Genomic DNA, 22,995 nt, shown 5'->3' with positions numbered 1-22,995 from the left:
CGCCACGGCGGGGGCTCGCCGACGGACCCGAAACACAACCCAGCACCCCGGACGCCGGCCTCGCGACGATCTTCTTGCTCGCCCAGGCGTCTGTTCGCCGCGGTCGAGGAAGGTCGGTGGAACCGGCGGACGACGACGCGGTGGAGGCTGACGCGATTCGCCTACCGCGGGCCGACCGGGCGCGACTACTAAGACCGCGCTCGGCCGGAAACGGGGGAATCAGGGGAGTAGGACGATCGATCCCGTGGTCTTGCGACTCTCCAGGTCGCGGTGGGCCTGCGCGGCCTCGGCGAGCGGATAGGTCGCGCCGATCCGGACGGTGAGCGAACCATCGGCGACGGCTTCGAAGATATCGGCCGCGCGCCAATCCAGTTCGGCGCGATCACGCGTGTAATGGGCGATATTGGGGCGGGTCACGAAGACCGAACCGGCCGCGTTCAACCGCTGCAGATCGACCGGTGGTACCGGACCGCTGGCCGCCCCGAACAGGGCGAGCATGCCGCGGACCCGCAACGCGGCGAGACTGGCGTCGAATGTCGCCGCACCCACGCCGTCGTAGACCGCGGCCACCCCGGCGCCGCCGGTCAGTTCGCGGACCCGGTCGGCGAGATCGTCGCTGTAGCGCAGGACTTCCCAGGCGCCGGCGCCACGGGACAGCGTTTCCTTCTCGTCCGAGGACACCGTGGTGATCACCCGGATATCACGGGCCGCCGCCAGTTGGGTGAGCAGCAGTCCGACCCCGCCGGCGCCCGCATGAACCAGTACGGTCTCGCCCGGTTCCGGCCGGTAGACCGATTCGATCAGATAGTGCGCGGTCATGCCCTGCAGCAGCGCCGAGGCGGCGACCGGCGGGTCCACGCCCTCGGGCACCGCCACCGCGACCGCCTCGTCCACCACTGCGCGCGGTGCGTAGCTGTTCGGTCCGGCGGCCCAGGCCACCCGGTCGCCGACGGCGAACGCGCTGACCTGCGCACCTGTTTCGGTGACGACGCCGGTACCTTCGGAGCCCGGGATATAGGGCACCGGTCTCGGATAGGTGCCGGTGCGGAAATAGGTGTCGATGTAGTTCACACCGACGGCGTCGACCTCGACCAGTAGCTGATTGGGCCCGGGCGACGGGTCGGCAACTTCGGTGAGGGTCAGTACCTCCGGACCGCCGTGCCGGTCTACCTGGATGGCGCGCATGGTCCAGTTCTACACCGGCCCCCGGGGCTGCGGTACACGGGTCCGGCGGGAACGGCGACGGGTGGGCTGTACTACCCGCCGGTAAACTCCGGTACATGAGTGCAGATACCGCAACCGCCACCGTTCGCGCCCCGAAGGAGATCGTCGGATCGGTGCGTAAGTTCGTCGCCGCGCACGGCGGTTCGGCCGAGGCCGTGTCGCAGCCGGTAGGGCGCCGGGGCGTGCGGATCACGCTGGTCGGCGCCGACGGTGTCCTGGGGGACCGGATGGTCGCCGATCCGGCCACCGCGCAGGCCGTGATCGATGCCGTGGACGGCCTGACCGCCGCCGACGGCTGGGAACGCGATCTCGTGGCCAAGACCACCCCGCGTACCGGGCATTGGGCGAAGATGGCGGGCTGGGTTGCCGGGCAGACCCGTTTTCCCAAGGCGCGTAACGAGAATTGACCCGTGTGGCGGCGGTCCTGTGCGCGTTCACAGGCCGCCGGTCCCGGCTTCAGGTAGCTCGGACAGATTCCCGGCGAAAACCTACTGGCGAGTAACAGCTTCGCGCTACCGTTAGGGCTTCGAGCGTCAGCCCGGGGTAGAAGGAGCCGATATGACGGTCAGTAGTCCGACCCGTTCCCGACTTACGGTGTCCGGCCGTCCGATTTCGAATCATCTCCGCGATGTATCGACCCTCTCGCGTCAGATGGTCGGGCATTTCGTCGAGAATGTGGCACCCTGCGGCACCCTCCCCGGTGACGCGCTACAGGGCGATGTCACCGCGGTGACCCGGCTGTGCCTCGAACTCACCCTCGGCCGCCTCGACGGCCGCGAACTCCCGCACGAGATCGAACAGGTTCGCGAGGCCGCCGCCGAATGGGCGCGCGAGGGTATTCCGATCGACACCATCAACCACGCCATCCACGAAGGCTTCAAACTCGGGTTCGACCACATCATGTCCACCGCCGGCCCCGCGGATTCGGCGACCCTGGTCGCTACCGCCCGCCGGATGCTGGAAATCCTCGACACCATCACCTCCGAGGTCGCGCTGGCCTATGTGAGCGAATACCGCGGCGTGGTCTCCGAACATCACACCGCCGTGCACACGCTGACCTCCGCGCTGCTCGGCGGACACGGTACCGCGACCATGGCACGGGAATGCGCGATCGAGATCGCGGAGTCGTACCAGGTCCTTGCCCTGGGGCTGCCGCCGCATCCGGACGAATCCGCGCCACGGGTGGACGGCCGTATCGTCGCGCGCCGGAAATTGCGCCGGGTGCAGGCCGAACTGGCCCGCAGCTGCGGTGAGCGCGCACTTTCCCTGCTCAGTATCGACGGCGGCACGGTACTGCTGCCGGCGCACGCGTTTCCCGACGGCTCACTCGACGAACTGATCGCCCGGCTGTCGCAGGCCGCGCAGGTCCCGGTCACCGCCACCGTCGTCACCGCGGAGACCGCCGATATCCCCGGCGCCACCGACCGCGCCCACGAACTGCTGGATATCGTCTCGCGCATCACCGACGGCGGGGGGCTGCACCGGTTCTCGGACCTGGCCCTGGAGTTCCAGATCACCCGGCCCGGGCCCGCCCGGGAGCATCTCAGCGCCATTCTGGATCCGCTCGACGAACATCCTGAACTGCTGGAAACGCTGCGCCAGCACATCGCCAACAACTTCAACAGGCAGCGCACCGCCCGGCTCATGCATATGCACACCAATACCCTCGACTACCGGCTCAAACGGGTCAGGTTGCTCACCGGTTACGATCCGGCGATACCCAACGGCCTGTGGTATCTGACCTCGGCCCTGGTCGCCCGCAGCTATCAGAAGCATCCCAGCAGCTGAGGACGGGGCGCCAACCCTCGGCCGACGGCGGATACAGCAGGCGCACCGGAACCGGCCGGCGTACCGAAAGCGACCGGGTACGCAGTATCGAGTCGTGCGCGCGAGAAGATACCGGCCCGGGACAGTGTTCCGGCGCCGCGGCTCAGAGGTTCGCGGACCGACCGGGGCGTCCTGCCGTATCGGACCGTGCATCGGCTGCCGGACCTCCAGCGGTACCGGGGACGAGCGGCCCGCCGCCGACGAGGTGTTGTCGTGCCGGCGAATGCGCTCGGTTCGGCAGGGCACCGCTCGCTTCACCTGTGCAGCCCGTCCCTGACCTGACCCCGATCGTCGATGGTTCAGGCGGGCTGAGTATCGGGTTCGGGTATGCCGACAGGCAGGCGTTCACGGGTGTGCAGCGATGCCCACAGGGCCGCGGTGGCGGCGGTGCACAGCGCCGCGCCGCCCACATGGATCGCCACCAGCGCCGCGGGTACATCGGTGAAGTACTGCACCACCCCCACCAGCGATTGCGCGAGAACCAACCCGATGAGCACGAAGAAGCGATTGCGGACCGGTGTGGTGATACCGGTGGCGTACAGGCCGAAACCCAGGCCGATCAGCAGCGCCAGGTAGCCGATGAGCAGTTGCGAGTGCAGATGCACCAGCGTCGTGATCTCTATTTCGAGCCGGGCGACCGGGCGGTCGATGCTCTTGTCGCCGGCATGGGGTCCCGCGCCGGTGACCAGGGTTCCCGCGACGAGTACTCCGGCCAGCGCGACACCACTGAGCGCGGTGAGCCACCGTAGCGGCGCGGGCGCGCGGATCGTATCGACCCCGTCGTCGGGGGCGGCGACCTTGGCGTACATGACTGCGGCCACCCACACCATGAGCATCGATGCGAGCAGATGCAGGGCGACGGTCCACCACAGCAGTCCGGACAGCACGGTGATACCGCCGATGATTGCCTGCAGCACCGTGCCGGCGGGCATCAGCCAGGCGTAGATAAGGACCTCCCGGCGCCGCCGGGCCCGGGTGACCGCGAGCACGATGAGCGCGGCACACAGTGTTACGACGAAGGTGAGCAGCCGGTTGCCGAATTCCACCGCCTGATGCAGCACCGGCACTTCGGAAACTCCGACCGGGGTGAAACTGCCGGGGAAGCATTGCGGCCAGGTGGGGCAGCCGAGCCCGGAGGCGGTGACCCGCACGATCGCGCCGGTCACCGCGATCCCGGCCTGGGTGACGATTACCGACAGGGCGATCAGCAGCTGGACGCGCCGGGAGGGCAGGGGCAGCCGGTCCACGACTCGCAGGAATGCGCGATAGAGCACGTCACGATGGTAGCGGGCGGTGCCGTGGTGGTCGCAGCCGGTCTACTACAAGGCGTCGTGCTCGCGGGCGGCGGCTTACTCGAAGCGGAACCAGCGCGCGGCCAGGAGCCCGGCGACAGAACCCCAGACGAGCAGCACGAGCACGCCGAACCAGTCGACACTGCCGTTGAGCGCATGTTCCAGGGCCACTGCCAGCGCTCCCGAGGGCACGAGCCGGACCAGGGTGTGCACGATCTCGGGCAGTTCTTCGGAGGCGAAGACGACGCTGGCGATACCGAGCATGACGAACCACAGGATATTGGCGAGCGCGAGCACAATCTCGGCTTTGAGTGTGCCGCCGAGCAGCAGGCCCATAGCCGCGAAGGCGGCGGTTCCCAATGCGATCAATACCGCGCCGAGTGCCAGCCCGGCGGGGCCGGGCCGCCAGCCGAGGGCGACGCCGATCAGTCCGAGCAGTACCGCCTGCAGAATCACCACCAGCAGGACCGCGCCGCTCTTACCGGCGACTATGCCCCAGCGTGGCAGGGGAGTAGCGCCCAGTCGTTTGAGTGCCCCGTAGCGCCGGTCGAATCCGATGGCGATCGCCTGGCCGGTGAAAGCGGTCGACATGACGGCCACCATCATCACGGCGGGCACGATCTTGTCGATCTTGTCGGGGCCCATATCGCCGAACGGCAGCAGCGCGAGCCCCACCAGCAGCGTGATCGGGATGAACATGGTGAGCAGTAGTTGTTCGCCGTTGCGCAGGAGCAGTACGAGATCGAGGCGGGTCTGCGCGAACAACATGGCGGCCCGCGGCGCCGGGCGGGGCGCGGGCGCGAAGGTCCCCGGTTCGAACCGGTTGGCGGTGAGATCCGGCTTGGTCACCATGCCTCCTTCGACGGTGGTACATGCGGTTCGCGGAGGCCGTGGCGGAGGTATCGCATCACCGGGCCGCCTTCGAAGCCGACGCATACGGTCCCCGCAGGCCGCCGCGGAAGTACTGCATCATGCGCGCAAGTCCCGTCCGGTGAGTTCCAGGAAGACGTCTTCGAGCCGGCGCTGGTCGATGCGGATATCGGTGGCGAGGACGTTCACCCGGGCGCACCAGGCCGTCACCGTCGCCAGCACCTGCGGATTGATCTCGCCTTCCACGAGATAGGAACCGGGACTCGTTTCGGTGGGCGCGAAACCCTCCGGCAGCGCGCGCTGCAGCAGTTCCAGGTCCAGGCGCGGCGGTGCGGCGAAACGCAACTGGCCGGCCGCGCCGTGCGCGGTGACCTCCGCGGGGGTGCCGGAGGCGACGATCCGCCCGTGGTCGATGATCACCAGATGGTCGGCCAGTTCCTCGGCCTCGTCCATCAGATGGGTGGTGAGCAGTACGCTCACCCCGTCCCGGCGCAGCGCGTCGATCAGCTCCCACACCATGATCCGGGCCTGGGCGTCCATTCCCGCGGTCGGCTCGTCCAGGAAGACGATCTCGGGCCGGCCCACGAGCGCGCAGGCGAGCGAGAGCCGCTGCTGCTGACCGCCGGAGAGCCGCCGGTAGGGAGTCCGCCGACTGTCGGACAGGCCCAGCACACCCAGCAGCCAATCGGGATCCAGCGGATTCGCCGAATACGAGGCGACCAGGTCCAGCATCTCGCCGGCGCGGGCTCCCGGGTACGCGCCGCCGCCCTGCAACATCACCCCGATCCGCGGACGGAGCCGTTCGGAGTCGGCGCGGGGGTCGAGGCCCAGGACGCGGACCGTGCCCGCATCCGGGCGCACGAAACCCTCGCACATCTCCACTGTGGTGGTCTTACCGGCTCCATTCGGCCCGAGCAGGGCGAATACCTGCGCCGGTTCGACGGTGAAACCGATACCGTCCACCGCGACGGTATCGCCGTAGTGTTTGGCGACGTGGTCCACCTGGACGGCGGGTACACGAGGAGCGCTCACGAGGTCACACCGTATGCCCCGGCCGGCTGTGACGGGGCCGACACCCCCTGCTGGCCACGCCACGGCAAGGCGTTGCGAGTGACCACGATGAACAGCACGGAAACGATCACCGTCGCGACCGCGGACCCGACGATCTGGAAAACCTCGAGGTCGGCGCCGCGCGGCATGAGGATCACGCTGACCACCGCGGAGATACCGATGGCCGGGACCCGGAATACCGGCCGGGTGGCCCAGGCCGCCATGGGCACGATCGCCCACAGCAGATACCACGGCTGGACCACCGGGAACAGCAACACGATCGCCCCCAGCGATACCCCCAGCGCGCCCACCGGATGGATGCGGCCGGTCCAGGTCGCGATGAGCATACGCACGGTGATGAAGCCTGCCACCACCCCCGCGATGGGCCGGGTGATGCTCAGCAGAGCGGTGGTGTGATCGCCCAGACCGAGCAGTACGCCGCCGAACCCGGTGACGATTCCCAGCGCCGTCGGCAGCGACATCCAGCTGCGCACCGCGTTGGCCACGCTGACCGTATCGAGCCAGCCGAAGCCCAGACCACTCGCCGTGCTGATCACGAGGGTGGTGAGCCCGGCGACGACACCGAGCAGCGCCGCGGCTTTGACGACCGGGCGAATCCCCGGGCCCCAGCGCCGCGCCAGGGCCATGCCCGCGAAACCGAGCACGATGATCGACGTGATCTTGACCGACGAGGACAGACTGACGGTGACCGCACCACCGATCAGCAGAGCCCAGCCGCGGGCGTCCAGCGGTGGCGGGCCCCCGTCGCCCGGCCGGCCGTGGACGGCCCGCAGCATGAGTTCCAGCCCGGCCAGCATCAGACCGAGCATGAGCGCGTCGTTGTGCACTCCGCCGATGAGATGGAAGAGCACGAGCGGGTTGGCCACGCCCAGCCAGAGGGCGCTCACCGGCGCCACCCCGCACCGCACCGACAGGCGCGGTAGCGCCCAGACGATCAGCGCGACCCCGGCCAGCGCCAGCAGCCGGTGCACCCAGACACCGGCGAGGATGTTGTCGCCGGTGATCTCCGCGATACCGCGACCTATCCACAGGAACAGCGGGCCGTACGGTGCCGGAGTCTCGCGCCAGATGTTCGGAACGTTGTTGGTGAGGACATTGTCGATGCCCAGGCCCGCGACCGGCCCCTCCACATAGGGGTCGATACCGCGCGCAGTGATCTCGCTCTGCGCCAGATACGAATACACGTCGTTGCTGAACATCGGTGGTGCGGCACACAGCGGGATGATCCAGACGAGCAGGGTGCGGTCCAGTTGGCGGCGGGTGATCCGGCGCAGCGGCGAGCCGCCGAGACCGCCGATGGAGAAGCGGCCGAGCAGCAGCCAGGCCAGGACGACGGTGACCGTACCGACCATGCACATCGCCAGCGATCCCGTGTGCGCCCGCGCGAAGATACCCAGCACCCGCATCCCGGATGTGGGGTTCTGGTGCACCGGCTGCGCCCCGATACCGAGCGCGCTGATCGCCATGAGCACTGTTCCCGTGGCGCCCATGAGCCGGATCCGGTCCAGTTGCCGGAGCTCGCGGCGATCGAGCCCCGGAACCTCGGATTCGTCGCTGTGCAGGACGGCGATGGAGTGATCCGAGGCTTTGACGTCCAGTCCGAGTGCATGCCGCATCAGATGCAGCGCGCGCTGCCGGAGCGGTGCCGATGCGCCCGGGGCGCCTGCCTGTCCTGCCACGGCCACCGAGAGTAGTTCGCCGGAGACGCCGGTGAACCCCGGCCCGCGACACTCGGTGTGCCGAATCGGCGGGTCCGGGCCGCCGGAGCGGCAGCCGGCTGCCTGGGAGCCCACCTCGCTGCCGTTGCCGGATATCGCTCAGTTATCGGCCGTCGGCCGATTCGCCAGGGGGGTCGCGCGGGCGGAAGCGGGGCGGGGGACCGGGATCGTCCCCGCTCGCGAACACAGAGCAGTTTCTGTTCGCGGGTGAACGACCGCCCTGCGCAGCCGGGCAGCAAACCGGGCGGAGGATGATCCGGTCTCCGGCCGCGTGGCCGGAGCAGTGAAGCAGATCACTGTAGGAATCTGGTCCGGTCGAGGTGAACGGGACTTTCTCGGTGGAACAGGGGATTTCCGGTTCCGGCCGGAACGGGTGGCGCGGTGGTGCCCTTCCTGGTCAGGGCACCCTTATTAGATTTCGGGAAGGAATTCCGCCACACTGATGTTGTGAAAACTGTGGGTTTGCCGAATGTGGACGAAAGGGCTGGTCACCGGGCCGGTTCCGGGTCCCTCGGCGCGCCCGTGACCGGCGGTGAGGGGCATACCCGAGCGGCGATCATCCAATTGCTGCTCGAGGAGGGCCCTATCACCGCGACCGCGATCGGTACCGCGCTGGGCCTGGCTCCGGCCGGCGTACGCCGGCATCTGGACGCGCTGATCGAATCCGGCCAGGCGAGGGCGGGCCGGTCCGCGCCGTGGCAGCAGAAGGGGCGTGGCCGTCCGGCCAAGCAGTACCAATTGACCGCCGCCGGGCGCGGCATGCTGGGGCACGCGTACGACGATCTGGCCGGTGCGGCCATCCGGCAACTGCGGGAGATCGGCGGCGAAGATGCCGTCACCGCCTTCGCCAGGAAGCGGGCGCGCACTCTGGTCGACGGGATCGATCCCCTGCCCGGGCGGTCGGATGCAGCGGTTGCGGCCGGGGACGATACCGTTCGGTCCGAAACGGTGGCGAAGGCCGACGAGATCGCCACGGCGCTGTCGGACGCCGGGTTCGCCGCCAGCACCCGGCGGGTGGGCGCCGGTGTGCAGATCTGCCAGCACCACTGCCCGGTCTCGCATGTGGCCGAGGAGTTCCCCGAGCTCTGCGAGGCCGAGCTCGAGGCTTTCCGGGAAGTGCTCGGCACGCATGTGCAGCGGTTGGCGACCATCGCCAACGGCGACTGCGCGTGCACCACGCATGTCCCGCTCACCGTCCTGCCGGACCGGGCGGGCGGCCCCCAACCGAACAACGCTTCACCATCAACCGTTGCACAGCCCGCAACGGACGCAACGAACGACTCCGGAAGGAGTGCCGAATGACGACCACCACCGACCAGGCGCCGCAGCTGACCCAGGAGGAGGCCATCGCCTCACTGGGTAACTACGGCTACGGCTGGGCCGACTCGGACGTGGCGGGCGCCAGTGCGCAGCGTGGTCTGTCCGAAGAGGTCGTACGCGATATCTCGGACAAGAAGAGCGAGCCCTCCTGGATGCTGGAGAACCGGCTCAAGGCGCTGCGTATCTTCGATCGCAAGCCGATGCCGCACTGGGGATCCAACCTCGACGGTATCGACTTCGACAACATCAAGTACTTCGTGCGCTCGACCGAGAAGCAGGCCGAGACCTGGGAAGATCTCCCCGAGGACATCAAGAACACCTACGACAAGCTGGGTATCCCGGAGGCGGAGAAGCAGCGGCTGGTCTCGGGTGTCGCCGCGCAGTACGAGAGCGAAGTCGTCTACCACCAGATCCGCGAGGATCTGGAACAGCAGGGCGTCATCTTCCTCGACACCGATACAGCGCTCAAGGAGCACCCGGAGATCTTCCGCGAGTACTTCGGCACCGTCATCCCGGCCGGTGACAACAAGTTCTCCGCGCTGAACACCGCGGTGTGGTCGGGTGGTTCGTTCATCTACGTCCCGCCGGGCGTGCACGTCGATATCCCGCTGCAGGCCTACTTCCGGATCAACACCGAGAACATGGGCCAGTTCGAGCGCACGCTGATCATCGTCGACGAGGACGCCTATGTGCACTACGTCGAGGGCTGCACCGCGCCGATCTACAAATCGGATTCGCTGCACTCGGCCGTGGTCGAGATCATCGTGAAGAAGGGTGGCCGCTGCCGCTACACCACCATCCAGAACTGGTCGAACAACGTCTACAACCTGGTCACCAAGCGGGCCAAGGCCGAGGCGGGCGCGACCATGGAGTGGATCGACGGCAATATCGGCTCCAAGGTCACCATGAAGTACCCGGCCGTATGGATGACCGGTGAGCACGCCAAGGGCGAGGTGCTCTCGGTGGCCTTCGCCGGCGAGGGGCAACATCAGGACACGGGCGCCAAGATGGTGCATCTGGCGCCGCACACCTCCTCGACCATCGTTTCCAAGTCGGTGGCGCGTGGCGGTGGCCGGGCCTCCTACCGCGGCCTGGTCCAGGTGAACAAGGGCGCGCACGGGTCGAAGTCGACGGTGAAATGCGATGCGTTGCTGGTCGATACCGTGAGCCGTTCCGATACCTACCCCTATGTCGATATCCGCGAGGACGACGTGACCATGGGGCATGAGGCGACTGTCTCGAAGGTATCGGAGGACCAGCTCTTCTACCTGATGAGCCGCGGTCTGACCGAGGACGAGGCCATGGCGATGGTGGTGCGCGGGTTCGTCGAGCCCATCGCCAAGGAACTCCCGATGGAGTACGCGCTCGAACTCAACCGCCTGATCGAACTGCAGATGGAAGGAGCCGTCGGCTAGTGAGCGAGCTTGCGAGCGAACCGAAAAGTGCAGCCCGTCGTCCTTCGAATCTTTCGGAGGCCGCGGAGGCTCGTACACCGGCGATCAACAAGGGCGAGGTGTTCACCTCCTTCGACGTGAATGCCTTCGAGATCCCGTCCGGTAAAGACGAGGCGTGGCGGTTCACCCCGCTGCGCCGGCTGCGCGGCCTGCACAACGGCACGGCCACCGCAGACGGACAGGCCGGTGTCGAGGTGACCGACGCGCCCGGTGTCACCGTGGAGACCGTGGGTCGCGATGATGCCAGGCTCGGTGAAGGTGGCACTCCCGCCGACCGGGTGGCGGCGCAGGCGTACTCCGGGTTCGAACAGGCCACGATCATCTCGGTCGGCAAGGAGACCGAGGTCGCCGACCCGGTCGTCGTGCGGATCACCGGCCCCGGCGAGGGGAAGACGGCCTACGGGCATCTGCAGGTGCGGCTGTCCGAATTCGCCGTCGTGACCGTCGTCATCGATCAGCGGGGCAGCGGGACCTATGCCGAGAACGTCGAATTCGTCCTCGGCGACAGCGCCAAACTCACCGTCGTGGCCGTACAGGATTGGGCCGACGATGTCGTGCACGCCACCGCCCACCATGCCAACCTGGGCCGCGATGCGGTCCTGCGGCATACCGCGGTGACGCTCGGCGGCGATCTCGTCCGGCTCACCGGCACCGTGCGCTACGCCGGCCCGGGTGGCGACGCCGAACTGCTCGGCCTCTACTTCGCCGATGCCGGACAGCATTTCGAACAGCGTCTGCTGGTCGACCACGCGGTACCGCACTGCAAATCGAATGTGGTGTACAAGGGTGCGCTGCAGGGCGACCCGGCCTCGTCCAAGGGCGACGCCCGTACGGTGTGGGTCGGTGATGTGCTGATCCGCGCCGCCGCCGAGGGCACCGACACCTTCGAGATCAACCGCAATCTCGTGCTCACCGACGGGGCGCGCGCCGATTCGGTGCCGAACCTGGAAATCGAAACCGGTGAAATCGTCGGCGCCGGACATGCGTCGGCGACCGGTCGTTTCGACGACGAGCAGCTGTTCTACCTACGGGCCCGCGGTATTCCGGAGGACGCCGCGCGTCGTCTCGTGGTGCGCGGTTTCTTCCACGAGATCATCCAGAAGATCGGGGTGCCCGAGGTCGCCGAGCGGCTGGAGGCGGCCATCGAGGCCGAACTCGCCGCCATCGGCGCCTGACCGACCACTCAGCCACAGCCACCGAAGGAATTCAGAAACCGATGACCACCCTGGAAATCAAGGACCTGCACGCCGAGGTCGCCACTCCCGACGGCGATACCGTCAAGATCCTGAAGGGCGTGAACCTCACCGTGAAATCCGGTGAGACGCACGCGATCATGGGACCGAACGGGTCGGGTAAATCGACGCTGTCCTACGCGATCGCCGGACATCCCAAGTACACCGTGACCGGCGGCTCCATCACGCTCGACGGTGAGGACGTGCTGGAGATGTCGGTGGACGAGCGGGCGCGCGCCGGCCTGTTCCTGGCGATGCAGTATCCCGTCGAGGTTCCCGGGGTCTCCATGTCCAACTTCCTGCGGACCGCCGCCACCTCGGTGCGTGGTGAGGCGCCGAAGCTGCGGCACTGGGTGAAGGAGGTGAAGGAGTCGATGAACGAACTCGATATCGACGCCGCCTTCGCCGAACGCAGTGTGAACGAAGGCTTCTCCGGCGGCGAGAAGAAACGGCACGAGATCCTGCAACTGGGCCTGCTCAAGCCGAAAATCGCCATCCTCGACGAAACCGACTCCGGCCTGGACGTGGACGCACTGCGTATCGTCTCCGACGGTGTCAACCGCTACAAGGAGCGGGAGAACGGCGGGGTTCTGCTGATCACCCACTACACCCGCATCCTGCGCTATATCCAGCCGCAGTTCGTGCACGTCTTCGTGGGCGGCCGTATCGTCGCCGAGGGCGGCCCCGAGCTGGCCGAGGAACTGGACGCCAACGGCTATGTGAAATTCACTCAGACTGCCACCGCCGGAGCGTGATATGACAGCGACCCTTCCCGCCTTCGACGTCGCCCGGATCCGGGCCGACTTCCCGATCCTGAACCGTACGGTCCGGGACGGGAAGCCGCTGGTGTACCTGGATTCCGGTGCCACCTCGCAGCGGCCGCTGGCGGTGCTGGACGCCGAACGCGATTTCCTGCTCGAAAGCAATTCGGCGGTACATCGGGGCGCGCATCAGCTGTCCGAGGAGGCCACCGACGCCTATGAGGCGGCTCGCGCCGAGATCGCCGGTTTCGTCGGCGCCGAGGCCGACGAGATCGTGTTCACCAAGAACGCCACCGAATCGCTGAACCTGGTGACGTATTCCTTCGCCGATGCGCGCTTCCCCTACCACGTGGGCCCCGGCGACGAGATCGTCATCACCGAACTCGAACATCATGCGAACCTGGTGCCGTGGCAGGAGCTGGCCCGGCGGACCGGCGCGACCCTGCGCTGGTACGGGGTGACCGAGGACGGCCGGATCGATCTGTCCTCGCTGGAGCTCTCACCGGCCACCAAGGTCGTGGCCTTCACCCACCAGTCGAACGTCACCGGCGCGGTGGCGCCGGTCGCCGAACTGGTGCGCCGGGCCCGTGCGGTCGGTGCGCTGGTGGTGCTGGACGCCTGCCAGTCGGTGCCCCACGCGCCGGTCGACTTCCATGCCTTGGACGTGGACTTCGCGGCGTTCTCCGGGCACAAGATGCTCGGTCCCTCGGGTGTGGGTGTGCTGTACGGCAAACGGGAGCTGCTCACCGAGACTCCGCCGTTCATCACCGGCGGTTCGATGATCGAAACGGTCACCATGGAGGAGACCACCTACGCACCGCCGCCGCAGCGGTTCGAGGCCGGTGTGCCGATGACCTCTCAGGTGGTCGGGCTCGGAGCCGCCGTTCGGTATCTGCGGGATATCGGTATGGACGCGGTGGCCGCACACGAACACACTTTGGTCGAGGCGGCGCTGGAAGGGCTGGGGGCGGTACCGGGTATCCGGATCGTCGGGCCGGCCGAGAACGTCGACCGCGGCGGTGCGGTGGCCTTCGTCGCCGACGGTATCCACGCGCACGATCTGGGGCAGATCCTGGACGACGAGGGTGTCGCCATCCGGGTGGGGCATCACTGCGCCTGGCCGCTGCACCGGCGGTTCGGTATCGCCGCGACCGCCCGTGCCTCGTTCGCCCTGTACAACACCGTGGACGAAGTGGAGAAACTGGTCGCCGCAGTGCGGAAGGCCCAGAGCTTCTTCGGGGTTGCCTAGAACATGCGTATGGAGCAGATGTACCAGGAAGTGATCCTGGACCACTACAAGCACCCGCATAATCGCGGGTTGCGGGAGCCGTACGGCGCCGAGGTGCACCATGTGAACCCGACCTGCGGGGACGAGGTGACCCTGCGGGTGCAGCTCGGCGACGACGGGGATGTCGCCGATGTGTCCTACGACGGGCAGGGCTGTTCGATCAGCCAGGCGTCGATCTCGGTGCTCACCGATCAGGTGATCGGCCTGCCCGTGGGTGAGGCGCTGGGGGTCGTCGATTCGTTCAACGAGATGATCGGCAGCCGGGGTACCGTCGAGGGCGACGAGGACGTCATCGGCGACGGGATCGCCTTCGCCGGTGTCGCCAAGTATCCGGCCCGCGTGAAATGTGCCCTGCTGGGCTGGATGGCGTTCAAGGACGCGGTGCTCCGGATCGACGGTGCCGCCGATACCGTTGCCCCGGCCGCCGCGGCGCCGGAGACCGACCGAGTACGGAACGGGGAATCATCATGACCGATACATCCGCCACCGAATCCACTGCGGATCGCGCCCCCGCCGAGGCCGAATTGTCGGCCGAGGATCTCGCGCAGCTCGCCGATCTCGAGGAGGCGATGCGCGATGTGGTCGATCCCGAACTCGGTATCAATGTGGTGGATCTGGGCCTGGTGTACGGAATGCGGGTCGAGGAGAGTACCGCGGTACTCGATATGACCCTGACGTCCGCGGCCTGTCCGCTCACCGATGTCATCGAGGATCAGTCCCGTAATGCGCTGGTGCGCAGCGGTCTGGTCGACGATCTGAAGATCAACTGGGTCTGGATGCCGCCGTGGGGTCCCGACAAGATCACCGAGGACGGCCGGGAACAATTGCGGGCGCTGGGATTCACCGTCTAGGGGGAGTCTGCGCGACAGCGGATACCGGCTTTCGGGCGGCGACCGATCGGTCGCCGCCCGAAAGCGGTCTATACCCGAATTGGTCCGGCCGGGCGGGCGGGAGCCATCCGCCGGTATGGACCGCTGTGCGGTCGATTGTGAACGGTCGCATTTCCACCCGTTAATGCCGGTGTGCTACCGGATACGGGACATATTCGCACATCCCGACTCGGCGGGCGGACGGGGATTGTGCATCGCGGGGTTATTGTTTTCCGCGCGGCCGGCTCCGCTATCGGCTGTATGCCCCGGCATTCGCGCGCTGCCTCAATATCAATTTTCGGCGCATGTTGCCAATCGCCGACCGCTCGGTCCGGTTTCGGCTCCGCCGCTGGTGATAGGGACGGCCTCACGCTGTGGGCTGCGGCACGCGCGCGGCCGCGGGGGTCGCGGCCGGGGGAATCGAGTTCGTGATCTTCACCCGCGCAATACCTTTCCGCATTTCGCGAGGTCGCGGCACTATCACGGATCGGTGACAATCGATTATCGACGGTTATTGAGAGAGTTCACCACAATGCTGCTACTGTGAGCGAGTCGTCGGGTTCCGGGCCATCGAGGATGTGCTCCGATGGTCAGCGAACGGCCGAATGACTTGTCCCTTAGTTACTTTCGAGTAGCCGAAAGTGCCTAAGGGATATGTCACCGACCGGACCGCCGGTGCCCGGCGCGGACCTCATCCGGCCAGGGGCGAACATGGTCGGCGTCGCGAGGAAGGCGAGACGAAGCGCCGTGGCATGCCACGGCACCGCGTGGCGCACCTCGAGCCCCGTCAACGACGAGAAAGCTGATGAATCTGAATACCGCCGTGCTGCTTCCCTGGATCCTCGCCACCTTACTGGTGCTCGGCGTGGCGTGGTACGCCGTTCGGGCCGTGCGCGAACAACAGAAGCGCCTCTCCGTACTCGAGCGGGAGCTGGCCGTTCGCGAAGATGCCCTCGAACATCTCGCCGCCAGTACACTGCCCGCGCTATCGGAATCCGTACGCCGGTTCGAACAGACCGCCGTCGCGCCCGAAGTACCGCCAGGACTGGAGAACTCGCGCTTCGCGCAGTGCGTGCGCTGGATACTCGATCGGGTTTCCGAAGATCTGCGCACCGTCCAGAGCGAAACCCGCGAAACCGTCACCCGCGAAACCGAGGAACAAACCCGCGCGGCGGTCGCCGCCGCCGAGCAGAGCGTACGCACCGAGGCCGACAGTGGCCGCGAGCGCGCGGAATCTCTTGCCCGCGAAGCAACCAGCGCCGCGGTGCGTTCGTTCGGCACCTCGGTGGTGAGCCTCGGCGCCGACGTCTCTCAGGTGGTGAGCGCGGCGCTGCGCGAACACCGGGACGACCGCGTGTACGAGACCCTCATCCGTATCGACCACACCGTGCAGCAGATGATCCGCCAGGCGCAGTCCTATGTGATCGTCTGCGGCGGCCTGCCCGGCCGCCGGTGGCCCGCCCAGTCGCTCACCGATGTGGTGGGCGGCGCAACCGGCCGTGTGCGTGACTACCTGCGTGTGCGGCCCGCCCAGCTGGATCGCGTCGTCATCAGTCGCGCGGTGGAACCGCTGGTGCACACCCTGGCCTCCCTCATCGATAATGCCCTGCGTTATTCGCCGCCCACCTCGTTCGTCGACGTCACCTTCCAGGAAGGCCATCACGGCGTGACCGTGATCGTCGACGACGCCGGTGTGCGGATGAACGCCGAGCAGATGGAGGAGTCGCGCCAGGTTCTGGCCAACGAACGCACGGTCGATATCCACCAGCTGGGCCCGGCCCCCAAGGTCGGTTTCCCCGGCATCGCCGCCCTCGCTCGCCGCTACGGCTTCACCGTCTACATCGACGGCCCGAACGCCTACGGCGGTATGCGCGCCATGGTCTACATTCCGGAGGCACTGCTGGTCGCTCCCAAGGCCGATAACGACAACGACGCTCTATCCAACGGCGGCCCGGCTCCCCGGGAACTCGCCGCGGTACCCGGGGGCCAGGCATCCTCGGTATCGAGCGGTAACGGTAACGCCCTGGCGGGCAATACGATGTCGGCGCGCGGCGGCGCACACGCCGCCGCCGAGACCGGCGCGCACGCCGCGGTTCCCGCGCCGGCCGAGTCACCGGCGCCCGGTGAATGGGCCTCGGCAGCCGAATCCGCCGAGCCCGGTACCGAACAGCGGACCACCGTGCACGACATCACCAGCGGTGGTCTGCCCAGGCGGCGCCGCCGTGCCGCGGCCGTACCCGCGGATATCAACGATCGTCTGTCCGGGCAATCCAGGACCGAACCGGGGCAGGCTCGCCCCGATATCGCCGCCGCCTGGCAGAGCGGCTCCAAGAGCGGCCGAGCCGCCGCATCCGAAAACACCGAAGGGATGACATCCTGATGGGTTCACCGAGGACAGTGGTATCAGACAGCACCAATAAACTGGGCTGGTTACTGGACGATCTCGAGGTTCCCGGCGTCCGATTCGCCGTTCTGCTCTCCGAGGACGGGCTGCGTATCGCGCATTCTGCCGGTATCGCCAAAGACGATGCCGAACGGTTCGCGGCCGCGGCCTCGGGCCTGCGTTCGCTGGGCAAGGCGCTCGGGGAGTTCTGCGGTAGCACCGGAAACGATGTACGGCAGAACATGACCGAATACGACCAGGGCATGATCATGATCACCGCCGCCGGCGAGGGGGCACTGCTGGGCGTGGCGACCATGACCGATATCGATGTGGGTCTCATCGCACATCGCATGAACGAGCTGGCCGGCCGGGTGGGCCACGAGCTCGGTAGCGAACCCCGCAGAAACGCGCACGGCGGCGATCTGCAATGAGCCGGTCGCGGCGTGACCCAGACCTGGTCCGTGCCTATGTGCGGACCGGCGGGCGCTCGCGTCCGACCCGCGAGCTGGGTCTGGTGACGCTTGTCGTCGCCGTATCGGACCCGGCGCCGGGCGCCACTCCGGACGCGCGCCGAGTGGTCGATGTATGCGCTCGTGGTGCCCTGTCGATCGCGGAGGTCGCCGCGTATCTCGACCTGCCGCCGTCGGTGGTGACGATCGTCGTCTCCGATCTGCTGGACAGCGGACACCTCAATATCCCGACCCCGGCGGAGATCATGCCGGAGATCGCCCTGCTCGAGGAGGTACTCAATGGGCTCCGTGCTCTCCCGGCCTGATCGGTCCGCGGATTACGGCCGCGCGGTCGACTATGTTGCGGAGACGGTGACCCGGTCGGTGAAGTTGCTGGTCGCCGGTAATTTCGGCGTCGGCAAAACTACCTTCGTGAGCAGTGTTTCGGAGATCAAACCGCTGCGCACCGAGGAAACCATCACCGAGGCCAGCGTCGGCATCGACGATCTGGGCGGACTGGGATCGAAAACGACTACTACGGTCGCGATGGACTTCGGCCGCATCACGCTCAATCCCGAGTTGGCGCTGTATCTTTTCGGCACGCCGGGACAGCAGCGGTTCATCCCGCTGTGGGAGGAACTGGCGAAGGGGGCCCTGGGCGCTCTGGTGCTGGTCGACACCCGGCGGATCGAAAAGGCCGACGAGGTGCTCGCCACACTGGAGGAACGTGGTGTGCCCTACGCGGTCGGGGTAAACGAGTTCGAGGGATCGAATCGCTATCCGCTGTCGGAAATCCGGGAAGCTCTCGATCTGACCGACGACACTCCGCTCGTCGCGCTCGACGCCCGGGATCGGCGTACCTGCCTGCAGGGGCTGATCACGCTCGTCGAATATTTGTTCCATCGATTGGAGTCTCGTCTTTGACCACGCAGTACTCTCCGGTTCCCCAGCAACAACCTCCGTTCGCCGGCTGTCCGGTGGTCCACGGAGAACCTACCGGAGGCGTTGGCCCACGATTCAGTCTCTATACCGAGGAATTCGCCGGCGACCCGCATCGCGCCTATGCCGCGATGCGCAGCCGGTACGGTTCGCTGGTCCCCATCGACCTGGCTCCGGACGTACCGGCCACCCTGGTGATCGGGTACGAGGCAGCGGTCCGGATTCTCAACGATCCCGAACGGTTCCCGGCCGATCCACGGACCTGGCAGGGCAGCATCCCGCCCGATTCGCCGATCCGGCCGATGATGGAGTGGTATCCGAACGCGCTGCGCAACAGCGGTGATCTGCATCTGCGCTATCGCCAGGCGTATGTGCACGCGATCGACGGGATCGACCTGCACGAGTTGCATCAGACAGTGGAGCGGATCGCCGTTCCGCTGATCAACTCGTTCTGTGAAACCGGGAAGGCCGATCTCGTCACCCAGTACGCGTTTCCCCTGGTTTTCGAGGTGCTCAACCGGATGGTCGGGTGCACACCGGAATTGGGGGAGCGCGTGGCCAACGGGATGGCCGCGCTGTTCGATACGGTCAACGCCGAGTGGGGGATGAACCATCTCAGCGAGGCGTTGATGGAGTTGATTTTCCAGAAGCGCTCCGATCCCGGTAACGATGTCACCTCGCGGCTGGTCCACCATCCGGCGAAACTGGACGACGAAGAACTGCTGTCGAACCTGATCAGCTTCTACGGCGCCGGTGTGGAACCGCAGCAGAACCTGATCAACAACACTCTGCTGCTGATGATGACCGACGAGCGGTTCGGCGGAAGTATGCTCGGCGGCAGTCTGTCCACCCGGGACGCCCTGGACGAAGTGTTGTTCAACGACCCCCCGATGGCGAATTTCTGCACCACCTACCCGCGTCAGCCGATTCTTGTGGAGAACACCTGGCTACCGGCGCATCAGCCGGTGCTGATCAGCCTGGCCGCATGCAACAACGATCCCGCCATCCGGGGCGGCGACCATATCGGTAACCGGTCCCATCTGGCCTGGAGCATCGGACCGCATACCTGCCCGGCACAGTCTCCGGCATTCGTCGTGGTCCAGGGTGCGATCGACCTACTGCTCGACGCGCTCCCGGAGCTGGAGCTGGCGGTGCCGGCCGCGGAACTCGGCTGGCGCCCGGGGCCCTTCCACCGCGCCCTGGCGGCGTTGCCGGTCGTCTTCCCGCCGTCGCCACCCCTGAATACCGTTTAAGGAGAACGTTCGTTGGAACGCGAAACCATCGTCCTGGATATGGCCGGTGCCGATGTCGCCGGTGAATCCGCGCGACTGCGTGCCCAGGGGCCGGCGGCGCTGGTGGAATTGCCCGGCGAGGTGCCGGCCTGGGCGGTCACCGACGCGGCGGTGCTGAAGAGCCTGCTGGCGGATCCGCGGGTTTCGAAGGATCCGCGGCAGCACTGGACGGCGTTCGCCAACGGTGAGATCACCGAGGACTGGCCGTTGCTGCCGTGGATTGCGGTGGAGAACATGTTCACCGCCTACGGCGCTGACCATCGGCGGCTGCGCAAACTGGTATCGCCCGCGTTCACCCACCGGCGGACCGTGAGTCTGCGGCCCCGGGTCGAGGCCCTCGTCGCCGAACTCCTCGACCAACTGGCCGCGGTCCCGTCCGGTGAGATCGTCGATCTGCGCGAGAACTACGCCTATCCGGTGCCGATCCAGGTGATCACCGAACTGCTCGGAGTCCCGGACACTCTGGGCCCCGGTCTGCGTGTCTGTGTCGACCGGTATTTCGACACCACCATCGGCCAGCAGGAGGCGCAGGCCAACTACGTCGAGATGTACGGCCTGGTCACCGAACTCGTCGCCTACCGGCGCGCGAACCCCGGTGACGACATCACCAGCGTGATGATCACCAACCGGGACGAGGACGGTTCGCAGCTCACCGAGAATCAGATCGTCGATACGCTGATGCTGGTCATCAACGCGGGCCACGAGACAACGGTCAACCTGCTGGACCAGGCCATCGTCGCATTGCTCACCCATCCGGACCAGCGCGCGGCCGCGCTGGCCGGAACGGTGAGCTGGTCAGATGTGGTCGAGGAAACACTGCGCTACCAGGCCCCCGTCGCGCATCTGCCACTGCGTTTCGCGGTGGAGGATATCGAGATCGAAGGTCTGCGTATCGGTAAGGGCGAAGCCATCCTTGCGTCCTACGCCGCCGCCAGTCGTGACCCGAAAGTGCACGGTCCCACCACGGATACCTTCGATCCGGCGCGGACGGTCAAAGACCATATCGCCTTCGGGCACGGCGCCCACCACTGCATCGGGGCGCCGCTGGCGCGGATGGAAGCCGAGCTGGCACTGCCCGCCCTGTTCCGCCGCTTCCCGGATATGCGGCTGGCGGTGGATCCGGGCGAGCTGAAACCCGTGGTCAGTTTCGTTTCCAACGGACATCAGGAATTGCCTGTGCAGCTGTCCTGATGCCGGTACGGTGCTCAGGGCGGATTCCTGCAACTTCATGGTGATGGTCCGTCGCGCCGGGTCGCCGAACGCGATGTAGGGTCGGCGAATTCGTCGGCGAAACAACTGTTCGCCCGCGGGATCGACCTGCCGGGGAGGACAGTATCGCGGCGGCCTCGCCTTTCCGGCCGATGATGGAGTGGAACCCGGACGCGCTCCCGGAAACGGAGTCGGCGGTACGGGGCGACCGGCGTCCGGACCGTTCCACTGTGCCCTGGCGGCGGTACCGGTTGTCGTTTCGCCCTTGCCGCCGTTGAATCCCGGACAGGGAGACGGAACTTCTTCGCTGGGCATCGGAAATCGCCTGTACGGCGGCGTTGTGGCCGGTAGCGTAACAACGCACAACTTCATTGCTGATGGCTCGTCGCGGACGTCGCTGAACGGAGGTATGAGTCGGCGGATAGGTCTGCGAACCCGCACTGTTCCCGATTCGTACGAACCTCGGAGTGTGATGTCTTGACCACAGCGAAAATCGATCGGTACGACGCTGTCGACAGCGTCCCGCCGGCCCATGGCTCTCCCGTCGACACCAGCGGCCCACGAATCCCCTTGTATACCGAAGAATTCGCGGCCGACCCGCACCGGGCCTACCGGGAGATGCGCGAACGCTTCGGATCGCTGGCCCCGGTGGAACTGGCGCCGGGCGTTCCGGCCACCCTGGTGATCGGCTACCACACCGCGGTGCGGATCCTGCACGATCCCGAGCATTTCCCCGCCGACCCGCGGGTCTGGCAGCAGGGGGTGAGTGCCGACTGCCCGGTGCTGCCGATGATGGAATACCGCCCGAACCCGCTGCGCACCGTGGGGCACGACCGGACGCGCTACCGATCGGCCGCGGTCGCGGCGATCGGTGGTGTAGATATGCACGAACTGCACGCCATCATCGAGAAGAACGCGATCCCGCTGATCAACGCGTTCTGCGCGGACGGCTACTGCGATGTGGTCGGCCAGTACGCGTCCCCGTTGGTCTTCGCCACCCTCAACACGATACTCGGCTGCCCACCCGAACTCGGGCATCGGGCGGCACAGGGGCTGGCGGCCATGTTCGACACCGTGGACGCGGGCGACGGGAATGCGGCGCAGGCCGACGCCCTGCTCGAGCTGGCCCGGCTCAAACGCATGCAGCCGGGCGACGATATCACCAGCCGCCTGGTGCAGCATCCGGTTCATCTGAGCGACGAGGAGACTCGGCAGCAACTGGCGCTGATATACGGCGCCGGTACCGAGCCGCCGAAGAGCCTCATCACGAACACCTTGCTGCTGATGCTCACCGACGAACGTTTTGCCGCCACGGTCCTCGACGGCAGCCTGTCCACTCGCGACGCGCTGGACGAAGTGCTGTTCAACGATCCGCCGATGGCGAACTACTGCATCAGTTACCCACGTCAGCCCATGCTGATCGACGGTATCTGGCTGCCGGCGCAGCAACCGGTGGTGATCAGTATGAGCGCCTGCAACAACGATCCCGCGATCAATGCCGGCGGGCCGGCCCACAATCGGTCGCACCTGGCGTTCAGCATCGGCCCACACAGCTGTCCGGCCCAATCGGTGGCGCTGCTGATCGTCCAGGATGCCATCGACCAGCTACTGGACGCGATTCCGGAAATGCGGCTCGCCGTACCGCGTGCGGAACTGCGCTGGCGACCGGGCCCGTTCCATCGCGCGCTGGTCTCGCTGCCGGTCACCTTCCCCGCGAGCCCACCGATTCCCACGGGCGATCAGTGAATCCGCCGTCCCGGTCTCCGGTGAACCGCACGCTGAGCAAACCGCGGTGAG

The 22,995-nt window shown here is 67.0% G+C and carries 21 protein-coding genes; 16 read left to right on the top strand and 5 right to left on the bottom strand.

What is annotated here, in order from left to right:
- Positions 1–219 precede the first annotated feature (219 nt).
- Positions 220–1,185 carry a quinone oxidoreductase family protein gene (locus IU448_RS05805; RefSeq protein ID WP_195054406.1) on the bottom strand — a complete coding sequence of 322 codons (966 nt, stop codon included), beginning with the start codon at positions 1,183–1,185 and terminating at the stop codon, positions 220–222.
- Between the two features lie 95 nt (positions 1,186–1,280).
- On the opposite strand from IU448_RS05805, the gene IU448_RS05800 reads away from it, so the two are divergent.
- A complete protein-coding gene (locus IU448_RS05800) occupies positions 1,281–1,631 on the top strand; it encodes a hypothetical protein (RefSeq protein WP_195054405.1) in 351 nt (116 codons plus the stop codon).
- A gap of 151 nt (positions 1,632–1,782) precedes the next feature.
- Positions 1,783–3,012 (top strand): PucR family transcriptional regulator, encoded by a 1,230-nt coding sequence (locus IU448_RS05795; protein ID WP_195054404.1) that lies wholly within the window; start codon positions 1,783–1,785, stop codon positions 3,010–3,012.
- A 338-nt stretch (positions 3,013–3,350) separates the two neighbouring features.
- Here the strand turns inward: IU448_RS05795 and IU448_RS05790 are convergent, their stop codons facing one another.
- From IU448_RS05790 to mptB, 4 genes are all read right to left on the bottom strand, one after another.
- The gene (locus IU448_RS05790) at positions 3,351–4,325 is read right to left on the bottom strand and encodes a COX15/CtaA family protein (RefSeq protein ID WP_195054403.1); all 975 of its coding nucleotides are present in this window, start codon (positions 4,323–4,325) and stop codon (positions 3,351–3,353) included.
- A gap of 75 nt (positions 4,326–4,400) precedes the next feature.
- Positions 4,401–5,195, bottom strand: a complete 795-nt coding sequence (locus tag IU448_RS05785) for an ABC transporter permease (protein WP_195054402.1) — start codon at positions 5,193–5,195, stop codon at positions 4,401–4,403.
- A 117-nt stretch (positions 5,196–5,312) separates the two neighbouring features.
- Positions 5,313–6,215, bottom strand: coding sequence for an ABC transporter ATP-binding protein (locus tag IU448_RS05780; RefSeq protein ID WP_416382969.1), 903 nt, complete (start codon positions 6,213–6,215; stop codon positions 5,313–5,315).
- A 26-nt stretch (positions 6,216–6,241) separates the two neighbouring features.
- Entirely contained in the window at positions 6,242–7,900 is a 1,659-nt protein-coding gene (gene mptB / locus IU448_RS05775) for a polyprenol phosphomannose-dependent alpha 1,6 mannosyltransferase MptB (RefSeq protein ID WP_195055056.1), read from the bottom strand.
- A 549-nt stretch (positions 7,901–8,449) separates the two neighbouring features.
- Here mptB and IU448_RS05770 point away from each other — a divergent pair.
- The 14 genes from IU448_RS05770 to IU448_RS05705 all read left to right on the top strand — a co-directional run bounded on the left by IU448_RS05770 (position 8,450) and on the right by IU448_RS05705 (position 22,944).
- A complete protein-coding gene (locus IU448_RS05770; RefSeq protein ID WP_324188514.1) occupies positions 8,450–9,304 on the top strand; it encodes a metalloregulator ArsR/SmtB family transcription factor in 855 nt (284 codons plus the stop codon).
- Positions 9,301–10,737 carry a Fe-S cluster assembly protein SufB gene (gene sufB, locus IU448_RS05765; protein WP_195054399.1) on the top strand — a complete coding sequence of 479 codons (1,437 nt, stop codon included), beginning with the start codon at positions 9,301–9,303 and terminating at the stop codon, positions 10,735–10,737. Before IU448_RS05770 ends, sufB begins: the two co-directional genes overlap by 4 nt.
- An 83-nt stretch (positions 10,738–10,820) precedes the next feature.
- Positions 10,821–11,951 carry a Fe-S cluster assembly protein SufD gene (gene sufD, locus IU448_RS05760; RefSeq protein WP_280456536.1) on the top strand — a complete coding sequence of 377 codons (1,131 nt, stop codon included), beginning with the start codon at positions 10,821–10,823 and terminating at the stop codon, positions 11,949–11,951.
- Positions 11,952–11,992: 41 nt separating this feature from the next.
- Complete coding sequence (sufC, locus tag IU448_RS05755; protein WP_195054397.1) at positions 11,993–12,763, top strand: Fe-S cluster assembly ATPase SufC; 771 nt, start codon at positions 11,993–11,995, stop codon at positions 12,761–12,763.
- A gap of 1 nt (position 12,764) precedes the next feature.
- Positions 12,765–14,018: a cysteine desulfurase gene (locus tag IU448_RS05750; RefSeq protein ID WP_195054396.1), complete on the top strand. Its 1,254-nt coding sequence runs from the start codon at positions 12,765–12,767 to the stop codon at positions 14,016–14,018.
- A gap of 3 nt (positions 14,019–14,021) precedes the next feature.
- Positions 14,022–14,528: a Fe-S cluster assembly sulfur transfer protein SufU gene (sufU, locus tag IU448_RS05745; RefSeq protein WP_195054395.1), complete on the top strand. Its 507-nt coding sequence runs from the start codon at positions 14,022–14,024 to the stop codon at positions 14,526–14,528.
- On the top strand, positions 14,525–14,908 hold the full coding sequence (locus tag IU448_RS05740) for a metal-sulfur cluster assembly factor (protein WP_195054394.1): 384 nt from the start codon (positions 14,525–14,527) through the stop codon (positions 14,906–14,908). Before sufU ends, IU448_RS05740 begins: the two co-directional genes overlap by 4 nt.
- A gap of 823 nt (positions 14,909–15,731) precedes the next feature.
- Positions 15,732–17,306: an ATP-binding protein gene (locus IU448_RS05735; RefSeq protein ID WP_195054393.1), complete on the top strand. Its 1,575-nt coding sequence runs from the start codon at positions 15,732–15,734 to the stop codon at positions 17,304–17,306.
- Positions 17,306–17,740, top strand: a complete 435-nt coding sequence (locus IU448_RS05730; protein ID WP_195054392.1) for a roadblock/LC7 domain-containing protein — start codon at positions 17,306–17,308, stop codon at positions 17,738–17,740. Before IU448_RS05735 ends, IU448_RS05730 begins: the two co-directional genes overlap by 1 nt.
- Positions 17,737–18,084 carry a DUF742 domain-containing protein gene (locus IU448_RS05725; protein ID WP_033241677.1) on the top strand — a complete coding sequence of 116 codons (348 nt, stop codon included), beginning with the start codon at positions 17,737–17,739 and terminating at the stop codon, positions 18,082–18,084. Before IU448_RS05730 ends, IU448_RS05725 begins: the two co-directional genes overlap by 4 nt.
- On the top strand, positions 18,059–18,682 hold the full coding sequence (locus IU448_RS05720; protein WP_195054391.1) for a GTP-binding protein: 624 nt from the start codon (positions 18,059–18,061) through the stop codon (positions 18,680–18,682). Before IU448_RS05725 ends, IU448_RS05720 begins: the two co-directional genes overlap by 26 nt.
- Positions 18,679–19,950 (top strand): cytochrome P450, encoded by a 1,272-nt coding sequence (locus tag IU448_RS05715; RefSeq protein ID WP_195054390.1) that lies wholly within the window; start codon positions 18,679–18,681, stop codon positions 19,948–19,950. The genes IU448_RS05720 and IU448_RS05715 overlap by 4 nt, the downstream gene beginning before the upstream one ends.
- Positions 19,951–19,962: 12 nt before the next feature.
- Positions 19,963–21,180, top strand: a complete 1,218-nt coding sequence (locus IU448_RS05710) for a cytochrome P450 family protein (protein ID WP_228812033.1) — start codon at positions 19,963–19,965, stop codon at positions 21,178–21,180.
- A gap of 495 nt (positions 21,181–21,675) precedes the next feature.
- Positions 21,676–22,944, top strand: coding sequence for a cytochrome P450 (locus IU448_RS05705; RefSeq protein WP_228812032.1), 1,269 nt, complete (start codon positions 21,676–21,678; stop codon positions 22,942–22,944).
- The last annotated feature ends 51 nt before the right edge of the window (positions 22,945–22,995 follow it).

The organism is Nocardia flavorosea, assembly GCF_015477805.1.
GTDB lineage: Bacteria > Actinomycetota > Actinomycetes > Mycobacteriales > Mycobacteriaceae > Nocardia > Nocardia flavorosea_A.
This window is presented reverse-complemented; position numbering and strand designations above follow the sequence as displayed.